An 18,401-nucleotide genomic window follows, 5' to 3' on the forward strand; every position below is an offset into this window, starting at 1 on the left:
AGCGTCTTCAATTTTTGCTGTTTGATCAGGCGGTATCTCGTTTAGAATTTGAGCCGGCAATCTGCTTGATCCCTGCAAGATCCCCACGGTTGCCGCGCAAGATTCGAACGGCATTTCGACGGTTGGCGAGCGGGACCTGACACGGCCCGAGCCGCTTCCCTCCATCGCCTACGCATCCGCTACACTGTCCGTAGCGGGGAACAAGGCAATCGCGCGCAAAAAAGTATGCCGGTTTCCCGACATTTCCGCCCCTGCGATCGTGTTAGGGGCAGAAAGGGAGAACCTGCCGAAGAACGACGACATAGCCGCGGTGTTCCGCCGCCATGCGAAGACGGTCTACCGCCTGTGCTATACCTATCTCGGCAACGCGGCCGATGCGGAGGATGCGGTGCAGACCGTGTTCGCGAAGCTGCTCGGCAAGCCGCGGCGCTTCAACGATGCCGAGCACGAGAAGGCGTGGCTCATCGTGTGCGCCCAGAACCACTGCCGCGACGTGCTGAAGAGCGCGGCGCGCCGATGCGCCGCGGAGCTGCCGGACGACGTGCCCGACGACCGGACGGCCGTCGGCGGCGACGAGACGCTCGAGGCGGTGCTCGCCCTTCCCCCTAAGTACAAGACGTGCGTGTACCTGTACTACTACGAAGGGTACCGCACCGCCGACATCGCGCTCATCACCGGCACGCCCGCCTCGACGGTGCGCAGCCACTTGAGCGAGGCCCGCGCGCTGCTTAAGACCATGTTGGGAGGTGAGCGCCGTGAACGACCGTGACCGCAAGGACCTTTTCACCGTCGAGGACCCCTTCGAGGACGAGCAGGCCCCCGCGCCGGCTATCGCCGCGGATGCGCCCGGCGCACGCCAGGCGGCGGAAGCCCCCTTCTGCGAACCGGGGCTCGACGCGGTTATCGCAAGCGCCTTCGACCGCATGGGACCGTCCGCCGCAGCCGAGGAGCGCATGCTCGCCGCCCTGATCGCAACCTGCGGCGACGGCGCAGCTGCAGCCGATCTGGCACGGCGCGGCCCGGTCGAGCGGACGGGCGCGGTGCGCGGTGCGCGGCGCCTGCGCGCAGGAAAGGTGCTGCTTCCGGCGGCGGCGTGCCTGGTGCTGCTGGCCGGAGTGGGCGCGCTCGCCTATCAAGGCCTCGTCGCCGCACAGCTGAACGGCAGCCTGCAGGGAGCAGCGGGCAGCGGGACCGCCTCGTCGTCCGGGGAGCTTGCCAGCATCTCGGACAGCGCGGCTTCCGAAGACCTCGGCTCGGCGTCCGACGGAGCCGCGAACGGCGCACCCGAGGCAAGCCGAGACGACGGCTCCGCGGGCGCGCCCCCGTCCGGCGGCTCTGCAGAGGCGCCCTCCTCCGACGGTTCGGTCAACGAGAGCTCTTCCGGCGACAGCACCGGCGCCGGCGCGCGCTGCCCGCTCGTCACGCTCGCCTCCGGCCAGGTCCTACACATCGCAACCGACGAGGCGGGACAGCCCCTCGCCGCCAACCCGGCCCTCGTGGGCGCCGCGATCGAGCAGGCGACCGCCTCCGACGGCGCCGGAGGGCCTGCCGTGACCTGCACGGTTTTCGCCTCGGCGAGCGACGCGCATCCCTACGCCGTGCGCTATCCGGGCGACGCCGCCTGCTACTGGGCCGACGAAGCCGCGTAGCGCGGGCTTCTGCGCCCGGAGCCGCACGCAGCCATCGCGCGGAATCTCCCCGACAAACCGGCATCCCCGATCGTGTTAAGGGCAGCAAGCGAGAAAGGGAACGCCCATGAAAGCCTCCATGCCCGCCCGTGCGAACGGGCGCCGATCCCCCGCCCCGCGCCGCCCGCATGCCCGCCTGCTCGTCGCAGGAGCCGTCGCGCTGGCGGCGGTGCTGGCGGCGGGCGCCTGGTACTGCAGCACGCTCCCAGCCAGCCCCCAGGCGGCGTCGTGCGAGGAATTCCACGCCCTCGGCGCAGCCCGGGACGAATCGGCGCCGGAAGCCTCTAGCGCGGCCGGCTTGAATGCGGGCAGCGCGTCCGCCGGTTGCCCTCCCGCGCCCGACGGCGGCGCACCCCCCGACCCTTACGCCGGCGAGGGGTACGCGAACACTGAGGAGCCCGGCTTCGTGTCCACGGCCGCACGGCCGCTCTCCACGTTCTCCGCCGACGTGGACACGGCCTCCTATGCCAACCTGCGCCGCATGGTGCGCGACGGGGCGTGGCCCGCCGACATACCCGCAGGCGCCGTGCGCACCGAGGAGCTGCTGAACTACTTCGATTACCGCTACGCCCCGCCCGAGGGCGACGACCTGTTCGGTATCTCTGCCGAGATGGCCGACTGTCCGTGGAACCCCGACACGAAGCTCCTGGTCATGGGCTTCGCCACCACCCCGGCCGAGACTGCGCCCGAAACCGGCTCGAACCTCGTGTTCCTGATCGACGTGTCCGGCTCCATGGCCGATGCCGACAAGCTGCCGCTTCTGCAGGAGGCGTTCGCCACGCTCGTGCAAGGCCTGGGCGAGAACGACCGCGTGTCCCTGGTCACGTACAGCGGCGAGGAACGCGTGGTGCTGGAGGGCGCGAGCGGCGCCGACCGGCAGCGCATCCTGCGCGCGGTGGGCAACCTGCGGGCCGAGGGCTCCACGAACGGGGAGGCCGGCCTGCGCACGGCCTACGACGTGGCCGAGCGGAACTTCGTCGAAGGCGGCGTGAACCGCATCGTCATGGCGTCCGACGGCGACTTGAACGTGGGCATGGCCTCGGAGGACGAGCTGCACGACTTCGTGGACGGGCGGCGCGGGCACGGCGTGTACCTATCGGTGCTCGGGTTCGGCACGGGAAACTACCAGGACGCCAAGATGGAGGTGCTGGCCGACCACGGCGACGGCTCCTACCACTACATCGACTGCGCCGAAGAGGCCCGGCGCGTGCTCGGCCGCAACCTGCTGGCGAACTTCACCCCGCTGGCCGACGACGTGAAGCTGCAGTTGGAGTTCAACCCAGCCCAGGTCAAGGGCTACCGGCTCATCGGCTACGAGAACCGCGCGCTGGCCGACGAGGACTTCCTGGACGATGCGGCCGACGCCGGCGAGGTGGGCGCGGGGCACGCGTTCACCGTGGCCTACGAGGTGGTGCCGGCCGATTCGCCGTTCGAGGTGGCCGTCCCGCAGCTGAAGTACGGCCGCTCGGACGGCGACGTCGCAAGGGCGGGAGATGCCGTGACGGGCGCGGCGGGCGCGCCGGGCGACGGCGGGGAAGGCGGCCTTGCCATCTGCACCGACGGCAGCGAGTGGCTCACCTGCTCCGTGCGCTACCGCCCCGCCGGCGGGGACGCGGCGCAGAACCAGGCGCGCGTCGTCGGGCGCGCCGACCATACCGCCGAGCCGAGCACCGACTGGCGCCTTGCCGCCGCCGTCGCCGAGTGCGCCATGGTGCTGCGCCAATCGCCCCATGCGGGCACGGCGACGTTCCAGTCGGCCCGCGAGTTGGTGGATGCCGCCGACAGCGAGGAGCGCGCGGAGTTCGCCCGCCTGCTGGACGCCCTCGCCCTCCGCTCGCGCGAACCCGCGGCGGCCTCACCGTACGCGGACGGGGGCCGAATCAACCGCTAGCAGGGCTTCGGCAGGAAGCCGTCGAGCTCGGCGTCCAGCTCGGGGATGCGCTTCACGCGGGGATGCTCGTCGAGCCTGCCGCGTGCCATCACCATACCCACGTCGCGCAGGGCCTCCAGGTTCTCCAGCGGGTTCTCCTTCGTCACGATGAGGTCGGCGGCCTTGCCCTCCGCGATGGATCCCGTCTCCTCGCCCAGCCCCAGGATGCGCGCGTTGCCGAGCGTGGCGGTGTGCAGCGCCATTTGGCGCGACGCGCCCACGAGGCGCTCGAAGTACACCACCTCGCGCCACATATCGTAGTGCGTGATGTAGGGACACGACGAGTCGGTGCCCAGGCCCACGGGGATGCCGGCCGCGAGCGCCTGCTGCGCGGCGCGCACGATGCCCTCGTAGACGATGCGGCCGTTCGCCTTCTGCACCTCGGTGGACTTCGTCTTATCGGGAGGCAGCTCCACGAACGGCAGCGCCGGCGAGACGGTGCAGGTGAGCGACGAGGCACGGCCGACGCCATTCTCCTTGAAGAGCGCTATCAGCCCCTCGTCCAGCTCCGCCCCGTGCTCGATGGTGTCCACGCCGGCCTCCAGGCCCACGCGCACGCCCTCGGCGCTCTCGATGTGCGCGGCCGCCGGCATGCCCAGCTTGTGCGCCTCGTCCACGGCGGCGTGCGCGATCTCGGGCGACATGCGCAGCACGCCCGGCTCACCCTCCACCTCGGCGTCGAACACCCCGCCCGTAACGAACAGCTTCACCAGGTCGCAGTTGTGCGCGAAGCAGGTGCGCACGATCTCGCGGGCGTCCTCGGGCGTCTTCGCTATGTGCGCGAACAGCCCCGCGCCGTGGCCGCCCGGCACCGTGACGCCCACGCCGGAGGTGAGCAGGCGCGGCCCGGGGAACTTGCCCGCGTCGATGGCGTCGCGCACGTCCACGTCGGCGAAGCCGGGGTCGCCCACGCTGCGCACGGTGGTCACGCCGCTCGCCAGCTGCGCCTGGGCGTGGCCTCGGATCATGCGGCGCAGCGCCCACATGCCCACCGGGTTGCCCACCACCTTGTCGATGAGGTCGCCCGCGCCGCCCGCGCTCATGGGCTTGCCCGAGCCGCACAGGTGCACGTGCGCATTGATCAGGCCCGGCATGAGATACGCGCCGCCGAGGTCGACCTCGCGCGCGCCCATCGGCCCCACCGTGGTGGCCGCCGGCCCCACGCGGTCGATACGCCCGCCGTCGTCCACTACCACCGTCATGTTGGGCTGGGGCTCCATCTGCTCCGTGCCGTCGAGCACCGTCGCATGCGTGAGAACGTACGCCATGATCTTCCCGCCTTCCTCGCCGTGTGCGCGGCGCGCTTTCCGTCAGAGTCAGTATACCCCGTCACGCTCGACGCGCGTCACCGAGAGCACGAGGTGCGGCATGCGCACACCGCGGTAGTGCTTGACGAGGGCGCCGCACTGCCGCATGCCGTTGCGATGGGCGACGGCGAGGGACGCTTCGTTCGTGTCGCGGACGATGGAGAACACCTCGTCGGCGCCCAGCACATCGAACGCGTGGTCGCGGCAGGCGCGGGCGGCTTCGGTGGCGTACCCGTTGTGCCAGAACGCGCGCTCGAAGAGGTAGCCCACTTCCATGACCCGTCCGCCGTCGAAGTCCTGCCAGGTCAGGCCGCACTGGCCGATGAACTCGCCCGTCTCTTTCAGCTCGACCGCCCAAAGGCCGATACCGTCGTCGCGGTAGCGCGCGATCTGGCGGTCGAGCCACGCGCGCACCTCGGCATCCGAGAACGCGCCCTCGTAGGCATACATGGCCTCCGCATCTTGCAGCGTGCGACAGAGAGCATCGAAATCATCCGGCACCATCTCGCGCAGCACGAGGCGCTCGGTCTCGAGGACTACCTTGCCGCCCCGCCCGCCAACGTCCCGGGTTCCGACACCCGAGCTCCTTGCGTCCCGTGCCTTGGACCCCGCGGCCTGGCCCCGTGCATCGCGGGGTCTGAGAAGCACGGGATCTCCGACGTCAGGCATCGAACTCGTCCACGAAATGCTTGATGAGGGCTGCGCTCGTGGGGGTGCAGCGCTCGCCGTCCAGGCGCTCGGTGCACACGGGTATGCCGGCCGCGAGGATGGCGGCCGTGGCCGGCGCGGGGATGTGCAGCTCGCCATGGGCGCACGTCACCGTGCCGCTGCCCACCTGCACGGGCGTGGCCGCGATGCGCTCGGGCGCAAGCGCCTCCACGGCCAGGCACACGGCGCACACGTTGCGCACGGCCTCGCCGTTGCCCACCTCGTGGAAGTGCGTCTCGTCCACCGCGCACCCGTGCACCGAGGCCTCGGCCTCGGCGAGGATGCGGTATACAGCGCGCATGTCGTCCTTCACGCGGTCGCTCGCCTGCAGGCCATCGATCGTGGCCAGCACGTCGGGCAGGTCGTGGTGGTGCCGCTCGGGCACGCCCGCCGCCTCCACGGCGGCATCGAGCGCAGTGCGGGCGTCGGCATCCAGCCGCCCGCGCAGGTCGGAAAGCAGGGATCGGCGCGTGGCGTCGCGGGTCAGGTCGAGATGGAGCGTGGTCATGGCATTCACTTCGCTTTCAGGTGGTTGATGGCCGACGCCTGGTATCCGGCGCCGAAGCCGTTGTCGATGTTCACCACGGACACGCCCGAGGCGCACGAGTTCAGCATGGCCAGCAGCGCCGCCACGCCGCCGAACGAGGCGCCGTAGCCCACGGACGTGGGCACGGCGATGACCGGGCACGACGCCAGGCCGCCCACCACGGACGCGAGCGCCCCCTCCATACCGGCCACGGCCACCACCACCTGCGCCGACGCGATGTCGTCCGCATGTGCCAGCAATCGGTGGATGCCGGCCACGCCCACGTCGTACAAGCGCACGACGGCATTGCCCAGCACCTCGGCCGTGAGCGCGGCCTCCTCGGCCACGGGCAGGTCGCTCGTGCCGGCCGCCGCGATCACGACAGGCCCGTTGCCGTCGGGCTCGGGAAGGCCGCCCACCAGGCCGATGCGCGGCAGCTCGTGGTAGGCGAACGCCTCGGCCGCCTCCGGGTCCGATTCCGCCAGAAGCGCCCGGAGCCCCTCGGCCGCCTCGGGCGCGAGCCGCGTGACCAGCACGCGCCCCTGCCCCGCCGCGCGCATGCTCGCCACGATGCCCGCCATCTGCGCGGGAGTCTTGCCCGCCCCGTACACGACCTCGGCCACGCCCTGCCGCATGCCGCGCTGGTGGTCCACCTTCGCGTAGCCCAGATCCGTGAACGGGGCCGTCTTCAGGCGCAGCGCCGCCTCGTCCGGGTCGAGCGACCCGTCCGCCACCGCCGCCAGCATCGCGCGCATCTCGCGCTCGTCCATCAGCGCACCCCCTCCGCTTCCATTCCGCCGAAAGCCCTTGCCCCGCCGAAAGCAGCCGCAGCGGCGGCATTCGGCGCCTTCCCGCCAGCAGGCGCGCCGGCCGCGGTCGCACCGGCGGCGCCTTGACCGCCTTCCGCGCCTTCCACCAGATGGGCGACCACGCCGTCGGCCGAGTACACGGTGTCCAGGTCGACCCCGATAGCCGCGTTGCGCGTCACGAGCCGCGAGACCACCTCGGGCGAGCGCGCCGCCGCTTTGAGCGATGCCGCCGTGATGCGCTCCCCTTCCGGCACGTACACGGCCAGGCACGAGAAGCTGGGCTTGCCCGCCGTGAACAGCCCGAGCCCCCGCGAGGCCGCCCGCACGTCGTCTTTGCCCAGGCCCGCACGGCGCAGCGGCGATACCACGTCCAGCTCGGCCAGCGCGCGGAAGCCCGGGCGGCGGGCGGGGTCGTCCGTCGCATTCGTTCCGTCGGCCAGGGGCGTGCCGGCGAGGCCGTCCTCCTCGAGGCGCTTCAGTATCGTGGAGAAGATGAAGCGCTTGCACCGGTAGCAGCGGTCGGGAGGGTTCGCGCAGATGGCGTCCTCTGCCAGCACATCGGCGTCGACGATGGCCAGCTCGAAGCCCAGTTCGGCCGCCAACCGCTCGGCGTCGGCTATCTCGCAGGGCAGCTGGAACGCCGTGCGCACGAGGTAGGCCCGCACGTCCACGCCGGCATGGCGCGCCGCTGCCACCAGATACGAAGAATCGCACCCGCCCGAGAACGCCACGGCCAGCCGCGGCGTGCGCGCGAAGAAGGCGTCGAGCGCCTCCGCGCCCGCTTCCTGGCCGAGGCCGACGAACGGGGCCTCATCCTGTTCGAACATCGATGCATTCCTTCCCACAAGGTTTCACCCACCATACAACTTGGAGCGTGCTCCAAGTCAAGCAGGCTATCGGTTCCACATGGTCCCGCGGCAAGGCGCACGGTAGCGTCAAACGCCCCGCCGTGTCAAAAACGAGGCGGTTTGGCAATCGCGGCAACGAGTGACAGAGCAGTCGATCGCCGACGACCTGGTATTTCATCCGCACAGCCCGCTTTTCGAATACGAAGACGCGCCTCAAGATTGCCAAACCGCCTCGTTTTTGGCAGAAGAGGCCGATTTTCGCGGCAACCCCTCCAGCCGGCTGCGGTCAGCGCCCGCTCCCCTCCGACAGCCGCACTCGACGCCCGTCCCTCCCGCGGCCGACCAGGACCGGCGCTCCCCTCCCCGCACTGCACGGGAAGCCAATCGGCACGACGCGCCTCACCTCTTCTCGAACAGCCCCGCCGCCCGCACGAGCTCGCGCACGATGCCGATGCGCTGGGGGCACACGTCCTCGCACGCGCCACACGCGACGCACGACGACGCCGGGCCCGCCGAGGCGTTCCAGTCGTAGTTCTCCTGCGCGCGGTGCTCGTCGCCGTACAGCGCCAGTATGTTGAGCGATGCGAGCGCGGCGGGGATGCGCACGCCCTGCGGGCACGACTTCAGGCAGTACCGGCAGTCGGTGCACGGCACCGTGGGGATGCCGTCCAGGATGGCGCGCACGTGGTCGAGCGCCGCGCGCTCCTCGGGGCCGACGGGGCGGAAGGCGCGCATGGTGCGCACGTTCTCCTCCACCTGAGCGGGCGTGGACATGCCCGAGAGCACCGTGAGCACGCCGGGCAGCGACGCGGCGAAGCGCAGCGCCCAAGCCGCCAGCGGCTCGTCGGGCGCGGCGTTGCGCAGCACGGCGGCCGCATCGTCGGGCAGCTTCACCAGCGAGCCGCCCTTCACCGGCTCCATCACCACGACGGGCAGGTTGCGGGCGCGCGCCGCCTCGTAGCACTTGCGCGACTCCACGGTCTCGCTCTCCCAGTCCGCGTAGTTCACCTGCAGCTGCACGAAGTCGACCTCGGGATGCGCGTCGAGCACCGCCTCCAGCGCGTCGGCCTTGTCGTGTATGGAGAAGCCCAGGTTGCGGACGAGCCCCTCGCGCTTCTTCTCGGCCAGGTAGTCCCACAGCCCCCAGTCGTCGAACAGGCGCGTGCGCTCCTCGCCCAGGTTGTGCAGCAAGAAGAAGTCGAAGTAGCCTGCGCCCGTCTGTTCGAGCGACGCGTCGAACATCGCGCGCGCGTCGGCCGCGTCCTTCGCCATCCACGCCGGCAGCTTCGTGGCCACCTGGAACGACTCGCGCGGGTAGCGGTCGACCACCGCGGCCTTGAGCGCCGCCTCCGAACGGCCCCCATGGTAGCCGCGCGCCGTGTCGAAGTACGTGAAGCCCCCGTTCATGAACGTGTCCACCATGCCGGCTAGCGTGTCGAGGTCGATCTCCTTGGAGCCGTCCGCCCCTTCCACCTCTGGCAGCCGCATGAACCCGAAGCCCAGCTTCCCGATCTCGCCCATCGATTTCCCGCTTTCTCCCGACGCCGTCCCCGCCGCGCCAAAAATCCGGCGCGCATCTGACCCATTATCGCAAAACGGCGTGTGGCCGCAAGGCGCGTTGCGAAAAACACGGAGCCCGAAAGGCTCCCGTCTGCGATAATGGGCGCAGGCACCCAACGGAGCCCATGCGAGCCTGCCCGCAGGAAGGCGGCCCGCTGGCGCCGGTTCGCGGGCGCCGACCCACGGCCGCCGTTCCACGTGCGCCGTTCCGTGAACGCGAGAGAAGGGACTTGCCATGCTGCACGAGATAAGCTTTCCATCGTCGAACGACCGGGACCAGGTGACGGGCTGGGTCTACGTCCCTGCCTGCGAGCCCGAGGGTGTGGTGCAGCTCATCCACGGCTTCGGCGAGCATTCCCGCCGCTACTTCCATATGATCGTGGCGCTCATGGACGCCGGCTTCATCGTGGCCGCCGACGACCACGTGGGCCACGGCGCAACCGCCATCGCGAACGGCACCTGGGGCGACTGGGGCGACGCGGGACCGCACACCATGATGGAGGACGAGAAGCGGTTCAAGGACCTCGTGTGCGAGAAGTACCCCGACCTGCCCTACTTCCTGTTCGGCCACTCCATGGGCTCGATGATCGCGCGCGACTTCAGCGCGAAGTACGGCGACGAGCTGGCCGGCGCCGTCTACTGCGGCACCACCGGCATCTTCAAGAACACGCACGAGGTGCGCGCGAAGCTGGACGAGGCCATCGCCGCCGGCAAGGGCCACGAGAGCGACCCGGCCTTCGTGGGCGAGCTGATGGGCTGGATGTTCGCCCGCTGCGAGGAGGGCGCCTCCCTCGGCAACGAGTGGATCTGCCACGACCCCTCCGTGCAGAAGGACCACGCCGAGGACCCCTTCGACGCGTTCACGCATCCCACGCACAACGTGAGCCTGCGCGACTTCATCGACATGATGCTTTGCATCGAAGGCACCGAGTGGGCGGCGAAGGTGCCCGCCGACCTGCCCGTCCTCTGTGTCGCCGGCGACCAGGACCCCGTGGGCAACTACGGCGAGGGCGTCTACCAGTGCGCCAACTGGCTGGCCGACACGGGGCATGAGGTGACCACGAAGCTCTACACCGGCTACCGCCACGAGATCCACAACTACGACGACCTCAAGTTCGAGGTCGAGGAGGACCTCATCAGCTGGCTGATGATGCACCTGTAGACGCGAAGGTGTGACAAGGGCGTGACAGGGGGACGGGGATAATGTCACGCTCCGCGACGCGCCACAGCCGAGAGAAGCGAAAGGGAGCGTGACATTATCCCCGTCCCCCTGTCACGCCCCCTAGACGCGCTCGGCGTAAATGTCGGCGTTCACGTGCCAGGAGCCATCGTCGCGCACGTTGACGTTCTGCCAATGGAAGCGGTCGTCCTCGATGGACGCGAACACCCATTTATGCCGTCTGTCGCCAAGGTTCGTGAGGACGACCATGTCGCCTTCACGCCGCGCCTCGAGCCGGAAGATCTTCCCCGCGTAAGCGTAGGCGACGTCCCATGCATGCGTGCCCGGGTTGTAGACGCGCAGTGAGGTGCCGTACTCGGCGAGGGGATGCGGCGTCTCCGTCCGCACGTCGCGCGCCGGCAGGATGATCACGTCCTGGATGCCCATGCCCTCGAGCACCCGAGCGAAGATCCACTCTCCTTCGACCGAAGAGGACAGGTTGCGATCGAGGTAGTCCAACCTCCAAGAACCGACAAGCTTCCCGAACCAGTCGTGCTCCTCCGGAAGCTCCGGGCTCCTGCCGTCGCTCACCAGCGCCTTGACGAACTCGTCCATACGCGCGCCCTCCCATCTCGTCCCAGCCCGCCCGCACACGATCAAGTATACCCGAGCAGCCGGTGCGGGAACCGCTCGTTCGAGGCAACGCCTCCTGATGACCTCCCGCAAACGGCACGTCATCAGCTCGATACGCCTCCCTCGCCCACGAGCACCCCGCATCACAATGGGGCCGTACCTTCACCTTGAGAGATTGGAGAGCCCGTGTACTATTCCAGCGGAAACTACGAAGCGTTCGCCCATCCGGCAAAACCAGAGGGCATCGAGGACAAATCGGCCTACATCGTCGGCACCGGGTTGGCCGGCTTGACGGCCGCCTGCTACCTTATTCGGGACGCTCAGATGGACGGCTCGCGCGTACATATATTCGAACGCGACGCCGTGCCGGGCGGAGCCTGCGACGGATGGGAATATCCCCAGATCGGCTTCACCATGCGCGGCGGGCGCGAGATGGACAACCACTTCGAGGTGATGTGGGACCTGTTCCGCTCCATACCCTCCATCGAGGACGAGAGCATGAGCATCCTCGATTACTACTACCGGCTGAACAAGCAAGACCCCAACTACTCCTTGTGCCGCGCGACGGTCAACCGGGGCGAAGACGCCGGTCTCGACAACACGTTCGGCCTGTCCGACAAGGCGTGCAGGGAGATCATGAACCTGTTCTTCACTCCCGAAGAGCAGCTCGACGACAAGGCCATCACCGACTACTTCTCCGACGACGTGCTCGATTCCAACTTCTGGCTGTATTGGCGCACCATGTTCGGATTCGAGAACTGGCACAGCGCGCTCGAGATGAAGCGCTACATCCAACGTTTCGTGCACCACGTCGGCGGCCTGCCCGACTTCAGCGCGCTGCGCTTCACCCGCTACAACCAGTTCGAATCCCTCATCTTGCCCACGGTGAACTACTTGAAGGGCCACGGCGTGCAGTTCCATTTGAACACCGAAGTCGTCGACGTCACGTTCTCCAGCACCGAGGAGCGCAAAGTGGCCACCGAGGTGCAGACGATATGCGAGGGAGCGCCCAAGGCCTTCCACCTCTCCGAGAACGATCTCCTGTTCATCACCAACGGCAGCTGCGTGGCCAACTCGTCCTTCGGGTCGCAAGACGAGCCGGCGCAGTTCAACACCGTGCTCGAACCGGGAACCGGGTTCGACCTGTGGCGGCGCATCGCCCGGCAGGATCCGTCGTTCGGGCGCCCCGAAAAGTTCATCGGCGATCCGGAGAAGTCCAATTGGATGAGCGCCACCGTCACGACGCTCGACGAGAAGATCGTCCCCTACATCGAGAGGATTTGCCGCCGCGATCCGTTCTCGGGAGGCGTCGTAACCGGCGGCATCGTCACCGCCAAAGACTCGAACTGGCTTCTGAGCTGGACATTCAACCGGCAGCCCCAGTTCCGCGCCCAACCCGGCAACGAGCTGTGCGGCTGGCTGTACGGCCTGTTCACCGATGTGCCCGGGAATTACGTGAAGAAGGCCCTGCGCGAATGCACCGGCAAGGAGGTCTGCATGGAATGGCTGTACCACCTGGGCGTTCCCGAATCGCAGATCGAGGAGCTCGCCGAGAACAGCGCCAACACGGTTCCGTGCATGATGCCCTACATCACGGCGTTCTTCATGCCGCGCGCCGCTGGCGACCGCCCCGACGTCGTGCCCGAAGGCGCGGTGAACTTCGCGTTCATCGGCCAGTTCGCCGAAACGCCGCGCGACACCATCTTCACCACCGAGTACTCCATGCGCACCGGCATGGAGGCGGTCTACACGCTGTGCAACGTCGACCGCGGCGTGCCCGAAGTGTGGGGCAGCGCGTTCGACATCCGCGACCTGCTGAACGCCACGACGCTCATCAGGGACGGCAAGCCCGTCACCGACATGGAGATGAACCCCCCTCGAGAAGCTCAAGGGTACCGACCTCTACGGGCTGCTGGCCGAGTTCGGCGTGATCCCGTCCGACGGCGCCAACGCATCCGCGCCCGCCACCGGAGCGGTGTACCCCGGCATGCACTAAACGTTTCAAAGCCGCATGCCCCTGCTGAAGAGGGGCATGCGGCCAAGCAGGACGCCGGCAGGCGCCTCTACACGTTGAACTTGAAGTGCATGACGTCCCCGTCTTGCACCACGTACTCCTTGCCTTCCTGGCGGAGCTTGCCGGCGTCGCGGCAGCCTTTCTCGCCGCCGAGGCCCACGTAGTCCTCGAAGGCGGCCGTCTCGGCCTTGATGAAGCCGCGCTCGAAGTCGGTGTGGATGACGCCGGCGGCCTGGGGGGCCTTGGCTCCTATGGGGACGGTCCAGGCGCGCGTCTCGGTCTCGCCGCTCGTGAAGTAACTCTGCAACCCCAGCAGCTTGTACGCCTCGCGCACGAGGCGAGCCAGGCCGCTCTCCTCGAGGCCCATGGCCTCCAGGTACTCGCGCGCCTCGGCCGGGTCGAGCTCGGCCAGGTCGGCCTCCACCTTCGCGGAAATGGGCACGGGCGCGCAGCCGTCGATCTCGGGCAGGTCGGCGTCCAGCTGGTCCTCGTCGACGTTGGCGATGTAGAGCATCGGCTTCATCGTGAGCAGGTGCAAATCGTGCAGCGCGGCGCGCTCGTCATCGGAGAGGTCGAGCGTGCGGGTGCGGTGCCCCTCGTTCAGGCCCTCGAACACCTTCTGCGCGGCGGCCACCTTGGCCGCACCCGCCTTGTCGCGCTTGGCCTCCTTCTCCAGGCGCGGCAGCGCCTTCTCGAGCGTTGCCATGTCGGCGAGTATCAGCTCGGTCTTGATGGTGTCCACGTCGGAGAGCGGGTCCACCTTGCCCGCCACGTGCACGACGTCCGGGTCGCCGAAGAAGCGCACGACCTCGCAGATGGCGTCCGTCTCGCGGATGTTCGCGAGGAACTGGTTGCCCAGGCCCTCGCCCTGGCTCGCCCCCGCCACGAGGCCCGCGATGTCCACGAACTCCACAGTGGCCGGCACGATGCGCGCCGGATGGTCGATCTCGGCCAGCGCGTCGAGGCGCGCGTCGGGCACCGGCACGATGCCGACGTTGGGCTCGATGGTGGCGAACGGGTAGTTGGCCGCAAGGCCGCCCTTGTTCGTGAGGGCCGTGAACAGCGTGGACTTGCCGACGTTCGGCAGGCCGACGATACCGATGGAAAGCGACATGGGACTTCCTTTGACGATCGATGCAAACGTATCGTCCCATGATAGCAAATGAAGAGAGGCTGTGCAGGTACGCGCGGCTATCCCTCTGACCTCTTGCGGCACTCCTCCAGCGTGGAATCGATGATCAGCAGGGCCGACTGGGCCGCATCGAGGAGAAGCGCGCCCTCGTCGGTCAGCTCGTTGTCGCGCGAGCGGTCGAACAGCTCGAAGCCGAGCTCTTGCTCAAGCGCCTTGATATGGTTGCTCAACGTGGGTTGGGAGACGAACAGCTTCTCGGATGCCGCCCGGAAGCTGCCGTAGTGGGCAAGCGCCACGAACTCCCTCAAAAGCTCGATTTTCATCGAAGCCCCTCCCTTCCGAACCTCGAACGCCCGCTGCGCACGTCCCGCGCCCGCCTCATAGCCCGCCCCGGGAAAGATGCTCGCGAAACGCCTCGAGGACCGGCACTATGCAAGGTCGCTCGGAGATTGGCCGGTACACCAGGCTTCGCGGCATCAGCAAAGGAGCATCGTCGACCAGGTCCCTGATCACGTAGCCTTCCCGACGGGCGAAATACTGCGAGAGCATCGATTTGATGGAGATGAAGATCGAATCTCCCAAGTCGACGGTCCAGAAGCTCAGGAGGTTGTCCATGGGGATGAGATGGAACCTCAAGTCCATGCCATCGCCCAACATATGAACGATGATGCGCTTCCAGCTCTCCGACTCTATGACGTCGAGCTGGGCTATCTCTACGCCGCGCAGGCGTTCGCGCGTCAGGGGGCCCTGCGCGAGCGGGTGGTCCTTCCTCATCGCGATGGCACATGGCTCGTGCCCGTACCGTTCGTAGCGCAAACCCATGCCCGCGGCCTCCGCCCGCAAAGACGGCAGCAGGTCAAGATCGTACATGACCATGACATCGGCGCCCTCTTGCGTGAACGGGTACAGCATCGGCCTCTTGTTGTCGTAGCTCGCAAAGGCGTAACGACACGGACAGCTCTTCTCAAGCATAGCGCGCAGTTCGAAGACCGAGCAGCGCAGCGATATGTTCACCACCGGGTCCTGCTCCTCACGCAGGTCCGCAAGCGCATGGCACCGCTCCAAGCCCGAGTCGATTACCTCCAGCGCCCGTTCCATGCCGTCAAGGAACACCATCCCCGTCTCGGTGAGCTCGTTGCTGTCGGAGCGATCGAACAGGGCGAACCCCAGCTCCTGCTCAAGACCCCTCATATGGTTGCTCAACGTCGGACGCGCGACGTACAGCCCGTCTGCGGCCTCTTGGAAGCTGTCGCATCGAGCCGATGCGACGAACTCCCTGATATGCTCCAGCTTCACGGCGTCCCTCCCCCGACCATCCCGATCCGAGCATTCGCCTTGATGATACCGGGTGTCCCCCTTCCCGGCAACAGCTTCACGCACCTCTTCGCAGGCAAAGCATCCCACCTGCGAAGCCAAATCGAATCGGCGTATAAAAAATGCGAACGCTCGCCCCTGTCGCATCCTCGTTAAGATACTCACGCCCGTTAACGAGGAGCAAGGCGCAGGACAGCTTGAGGGGAGTCCGCGAAGCTCACGCGCGAAGCTTTGCGCATCTCTGCAACCTCCAGCAAGTTCTCGCCGCGAAAAACCGCGACTTCAAGAAAGAAGGAGAAGCATACGCATGAAGCATGTCGAAGGAACCATCCTGGGCGCTGCCATTGGGAGAAGGAGCTTTCTGAAGGGCTCTGCCGCGGCAGTCATCGCGGCCGGCCTGGGATCGAGCTTGTGCGAAAGCCAGCCCGCCGTTGCCGACGAGAAGAAGACCGGCGCAAGCGAGGACATCGTCAAGCCCGGCACCTGCCGAGGGGGCTGCGGCGCCGGCTGCCAGATGAACGTGCACGTCCGAGACGGGAAAATCGTCAAGACGTCCCGGAGAAAGCAAAGCGACCCCGACGTAACCCGCGTTTGCAACAAGGGGCTGACCCATGCGCTGCGCGTCTATGCTGAAGACCGCCTGAAATATCCCATGAAGCGCGTAGGCGAGCGCGGCGAGGGCAAATGGGAGCAGATCAGCTGGGACGAGGCCATCACCACCATTTCCGACAAATGGAAAGAGGTCGCCGAGAAGCACGGCCCTCGAGCCAACGGCTTCCTGTGCGGCTCCGGAAACATCACCCCCGACTCCCAACATGGAAAGCGCCTGTGCTCCGCCATGGGCGCAACGCTGCTCGATGCCGCCCAAGACCGCGTCTTCTACGCATCGTTTCCCCCGATCGTAGGCTCGTTCAAGGGGGCCGGCGGAGGCGGTCGCAACGACCTCAAGAACGCCAAGCATATATTCATCTGGGGATTCAACCCTTCCGAAGGCGATAGCCAGACGTTTCATTACTTCCTGCGCGCAAAGGTCGAGCATGGCGCCAAGATGATCGTCATCGATCCGACGTTCACCATCGCAGCCTCGAAAGCCGACCTGCTCGTCCCCATCCACCCCGGCACCGATGGCGCCCTTGCCTTGGCCATGGCCAATGTCTTGGTAAACGAAGGCCTTGCCAAGGAAGACTTCCTGAAGTCGGACACCGTAGCTCCGTGCCTGGTCAAGGAGGCGGACGGCAAATACCTCCGCCTGAGCGATATAGGCAAGGCCACGGTCGGCGCGCCCGAGGACAAGTGCGTCGTACGCGCCGAGGACGGATCCCTGGGCGCGCTGGGCGAAGTTGCCAACCCGGTGATCCGCGGCACGTTCGCCATCGAGGGCATCGAGGTGAGAACGGCATACGATCTGCTGCTTGAGCGCGTGTCCGAGTGGACCCCCGAGAAGGCTTCCGAGATCTGCGACGTTCCCGTCGAAACCATCAGGGAACTTGCCCACCTGGTCCAAGACGGCCACAACTCCGTCAACATAGGCCTTGGCCTCGACCACGTCACCAACGGCATGGCAACGTTCTCGTCCATCCTCTCCATGTGCATGATCGCCGGCCAGTACGGCCACCCCGGCAACACGGCGAAGGGCATGTTCCGCGGCGAGATATCCATCGGATGGATGCCTTACGGCCTCGCGAACCCCAAGGGAGCGCCCGGCAGCCAGGTGTTCTACTCGCCCGCCCTGCTCAACTGCATGGAATCCAAAAAATACGGCGACAAGGACATCAACATCAAGACCCTCTACATCTGGGACCACAACCTGTTCGGCACCCAGGTGGGAGGCGTGCGCTGGCGCAAGTTCCTGGAAGACGTCGAGCTTTTGGTGGTGGCCGACGTGGTCTCCACCAGCACCACGAACTACGCCGACATCGTCTTGCCGGCCTGCCATTACTTCGAAACGGAAACCGCCTCGGGCGACGACACGCGCTACGTGTTCCATAACGCGAAGTCCGCAGAGCCTCTGTACGAGTCGAAGAGCGACTTCGACATCTTCAAGATGCTGTTCGAGAAGATGGATTTGCAGGAGTACGACTTCAAGGACATCGACGAGCTCATGAACGCCGTATTCGACAACCCCACGGCGAAGAAGATCAATCTCACCTGGGATCGCGTGAAGGAAGAGGGATCGGTCCTGACCTTCGAGCCCGACGATCGCGTCATGGGCCAGGAGGGCACGTACGGCACGCCGACGGGGCGCCTGCAGTTCTACCAGGAATCCATCCCGCTCGACACCGACTACGGCCAGACGATCGACTTCATGAAAGAGCGCCTGCCCTACTGGGAGCCGCCCATGGAGGCCTGGAAGGAAAACCCCCTGGCAGAGAAGTACCCGTTGGTGTTCACGTCCGAGCGAAGCAAGTACAAGGTCCATACGCAGTACACGCGCGTGCCCTGGCTGCTCGAGTTCGAAGACGAGCCCTACGTTGCCGTCAACCCCGTAGACTGCGAAGCGCGCGGCATCGCCGACGGCGACTACATCCGCATGTTCAACGATCGAGGCACCTGCACGCTGCGCGTGCGGTTCAACAACGGCATACGCCCCGGCATGGTCGTGATCGACCACGGCTGGGATCTTGACCAGTTCGTCGACGGGTTCTACTGCGACCTGCTGGGATACAACGTAACCCCCGTGGTGGCGAACAGCTATTACTTCGACACGCTCATCGAAATCGAGAAGGCAACGGTCTAGAAAGGAGGAGCCTGCATGCATTACGGAATGGCAATC

The 18,401-nt window shown here is 67.1% G+C and carries 16 protein-coding genes; 6 read left to right on the forward strand and 10 right to left on the reverse strand.

Annotated elements, in window-relative coordinates:
* Positions 1–259 precede the first annotated feature (259 nt).
* The 3 genes from C1877_RS04320 (at position 260) to C1877_RS04330 (ending at position 3,579) form a co-directional block, all read left to right on the forward strand.
* Positions 260–769: an RNA polymerase sigma factor gene (locus C1877_RS04320; protein ID WP_227155042.1), complete on the forward strand. Its 510-nt coding sequence runs from the start codon at positions 260–262 to the stop codon at positions 767–769.
* Positions 756–1,649: a hypothetical protein gene (locus C1877_RS04325; RefSeq protein ID WP_147274501.1), complete on the forward strand. Its 894-nt coding sequence runs from the start codon at positions 756–758 to the stop codon at positions 1,647–1,649. Before C1877_RS04320 ends, C1877_RS04325 begins: the two co-directional genes overlap by 14 nt.
* Positions 1,650–1,755: 106 nt before the next feature.
* Positions 1,756–3,579 (forward strand): vWA domain-containing protein, encoded by a 1,824-nt coding sequence (locus C1877_RS04330; RefSeq protein ID WP_227155043.1) that lies wholly within the window; start codon positions 1,756–1,758, stop codon positions 3,577–3,579.
* Here C1877_RS04330 and C1877_RS04335 read toward each other — a convergent pair.
* From C1877_RS04335 to C1877_RS04360, 6 genes are all read right to left on the reverse strand, one after another.
* A complete protein-coding gene (locus tag C1877_RS04335) occupies positions 3,576–4,886 on the reverse strand; it encodes an amidohydrolase family protein (protein ID WP_154270437.1) in 1,311 nt (436 codons plus the stop codon). The two genes, C1877_RS04330 and C1877_RS04335, sit on opposite strands and share 4 nt — an antisense overlap.
* A gap of 48 nt (positions 4,887–4,934) precedes the next feature.
* Entirely contained in the window at positions 4,935–5,441 is a 507-nt protein-coding gene (locus C1877_RS04340) for a GNAT family N-acetyltransferase (RefSeq protein ID WP_041239744.1), read from the reverse strand.
* Between the two features lie 145 nt (positions 5,442–5,586).
* A complete protein-coding gene (larC, locus tag C1877_RS04345) occupies positions 5,587–6,141 on the reverse strand; it encodes a nickel pincer cofactor biosynthesis protein LarC (RefSeq protein WP_114568482.1) in 555 nt (184 codons plus the stop codon).
* Positions 6,142–6,146: 5 nt separating this feature from the next.
* Positions 6,147–6,929 carry a nickel pincer cofactor biosynthesis protein LarB gene (gene larB / locus C1877_RS04350; RefSeq protein WP_114568483.1) on the reverse strand — a complete coding sequence of 261 codons (783 nt, stop codon included), beginning with the start codon at positions 6,927–6,929 and terminating at the stop codon, positions 6,147–6,149.
* Positions 6,929–7,795: an ATP-dependent sacrificial sulfur transferase LarE gene (gene larE / locus C1877_RS04355; protein WP_244909790.1), complete on the reverse strand. Its 867-nt coding sequence runs from the start codon at positions 7,793–7,795 to the stop codon at positions 6,929–6,931. Before larE ends, larB begins: the two co-directional genes overlap by 1 nt.
* Before the next feature lie 420 nt (positions 7,796–8,215).
* Positions 8,216–9,337 (reverse strand): aldo/keto reductase, encoded by a 1,122-nt coding sequence (locus C1877_RS04360; protein WP_114568484.1) that lies wholly within the window; start codon positions 9,335–9,337, stop codon positions 8,216–8,218.
* A gap of 274 nt (positions 9,338–9,611) precedes the next feature.
* On the opposite strand from C1877_RS04360, the gene C1877_RS04365 reads away from it, so the two are divergent.
* On the forward strand, positions 9,612–10,538 hold the full coding sequence (locus C1877_RS04365; RefSeq protein ID WP_015540378.1) for an alpha/beta fold hydrolase: 927 nt from the start codon (positions 9,612–9,614) through the stop codon (positions 10,536–10,538).
* Positions 10,539–10,658: 120 nt separating this feature from the next.
* Here the strand turns inward: C1877_RS04365 and C1877_RS04370 are convergent, their stop codons facing one another.
* Positions 10,659–11,150, reverse strand: coding sequence for a hypothetical protein (locus tag C1877_RS04370; protein WP_015540379.1), 492 nt, complete (start codon positions 11,148–11,150; stop codon positions 10,659–10,661).
* A 204-nt stretch (positions 11,151–11,354) separates the two neighbouring features.
* On the opposite strand from C1877_RS04370, the gene C1877_RS04375 reads away from it, so the two are divergent.
* Complete coding sequence (locus tag C1877_RS04375) at positions 11,355–13,346, forward strand: oleate hydratase (protein ID WP_244909791.1); 1,992 nt, start codon at positions 11,355–11,357, stop codon at positions 13,344–13,346.
* On the opposite strand, the gene ychF is transcribed toward C1877_RS04375, so the two are convergent.
* From ychF to C1877_RS04390, 3 genes are all read right to left on the reverse strand, one after another.
* Positions 13,232–14,296, reverse strand: coding sequence for a redox-regulated ATPase YchF (gene ychF, locus C1877_RS04380; protein WP_015540380.1), 1,065 nt, complete (start codon positions 14,294–14,296; stop codon positions 13,232–13,234). The two genes, C1877_RS04375 and ychF, sit on opposite strands and share 115 nt — an antisense overlap.
* A 77-nt stretch (positions 14,297–14,373) precedes the next feature.
* Positions 14,374–14,637 (reverse strand): LysR family transcriptional regulator, encoded by a 264-nt coding sequence (locus C1877_RS04385; protein WP_015540381.1) that lies wholly within the window; start codon positions 14,635–14,637, stop codon positions 14,374–14,376.
* A gap of 55 nt (positions 14,638–14,692) precedes the next feature.
* Entirely contained in the window at positions 14,693–15,610 is a 918-nt protein-coding gene (locus C1877_RS04390; RefSeq protein WP_167536687.1) for a LysR family transcriptional regulator, read from the reverse strand.
* 325 nt (positions 15,611–15,935) lie between these two features.
* Here C1877_RS04390 and C1877_RS04395 point away from each other — a divergent pair, with 325 nt between their 5' ends.
* Positions 15,936–18,365 (forward strand): molybdopterin-dependent oxidoreductase, encoded by a 2,430-nt coding sequence (locus tag C1877_RS04395; RefSeq protein ID WP_114568485.1) that lies wholly within the window; start codon positions 15,936–15,938, stop codon positions 18,363–18,365.
* The last annotated feature ends 36 nt before the right edge of the window (positions 18,366–18,401 follow it).

The sequence above is a fragment of the Gordonibacter pamelaeae genome, from assembly GCF_003340385.1.
Taxonomy (GTDB): Bacteria; Actinomycetota; Coriobacteriia; order Coriobacteriales; family Eggerthellaceae; genus Gordonibacter; species Gordonibacter pamelaeae.

Coding starts and splice junctions, on each gene's coding strand:
- C1877_RS04395 (WP_114568485.1), top strand. CDS start 15,936: ATGAAGCATGTCGAAGGAACCATCCTGGGCGCTGCCATTGGGAGAAGG.
- C1877_RS04335 (WP_154270437.1), bottom strand. CDS start 4,886: ATGGCGTACGTTCTCACGCATGCGACGGTGCTCGACGGCACGGAGCAG.
- C1877_RS04330 (WP_227155043.1), top strand. CDS start 1,756: ATGAAAGCCTCCATGCCCGCCCGTGCGAACGGGCGCCGATCCCCCGCC.
- larB (WP_114568483.1), bottom strand. CDS start 6,929: ATGGACGAGCGCGAGATGCGCGCGATGCTGGCGGCGGTGGCGGACGGG.
- larE (WP_244909790.1), bottom strand. CDS start 7,795: ATGTTCGAACAGGATGAGGCCCCGTTCGTCGGCCTCGGCCAGGAAGCG.
- C1877_RS04360 (WP_114568484.1), bottom strand. CDS start 9,337: ATGGGCGAGATCGGGAAGCTGGGCTTCGGGTTCATGCGGCTGCCAGAG.
- C1877_RS04365 (WP_015540378.1), top strand. CDS start 9,612: ATGCTGCACGAGATAAGCTTTCCATCGTCGAACGACCGGGACCAGGTG.
- larC (WP_114568482.1), bottom strand. CDS start 6,141: ATGACCACGCTCCATCTCGACCTGACCCGCGACGCCACGCGCCGATCC.
- C1877_RS04385 (WP_015540381.1), bottom strand. CDS start 14,637: ATGAAAATCGAGCTTTTGAGGGAGTTCGTGGCGCTTGCCCACTACGGC.
- ychF (WP_015540380.1), bottom strand. CDS start 14,296: ATGTCGCTTTCCATCGGTATCGTCGGCCTGCCGAACGTCGGCAAGTCC.
- C1877_RS04370 (WP_015540379.1), bottom strand. CDS start 11,150: ATGGACGAGTTCGTCAAGGCGCTGGTGAGCGACGGCAGGAGCCCGGAG.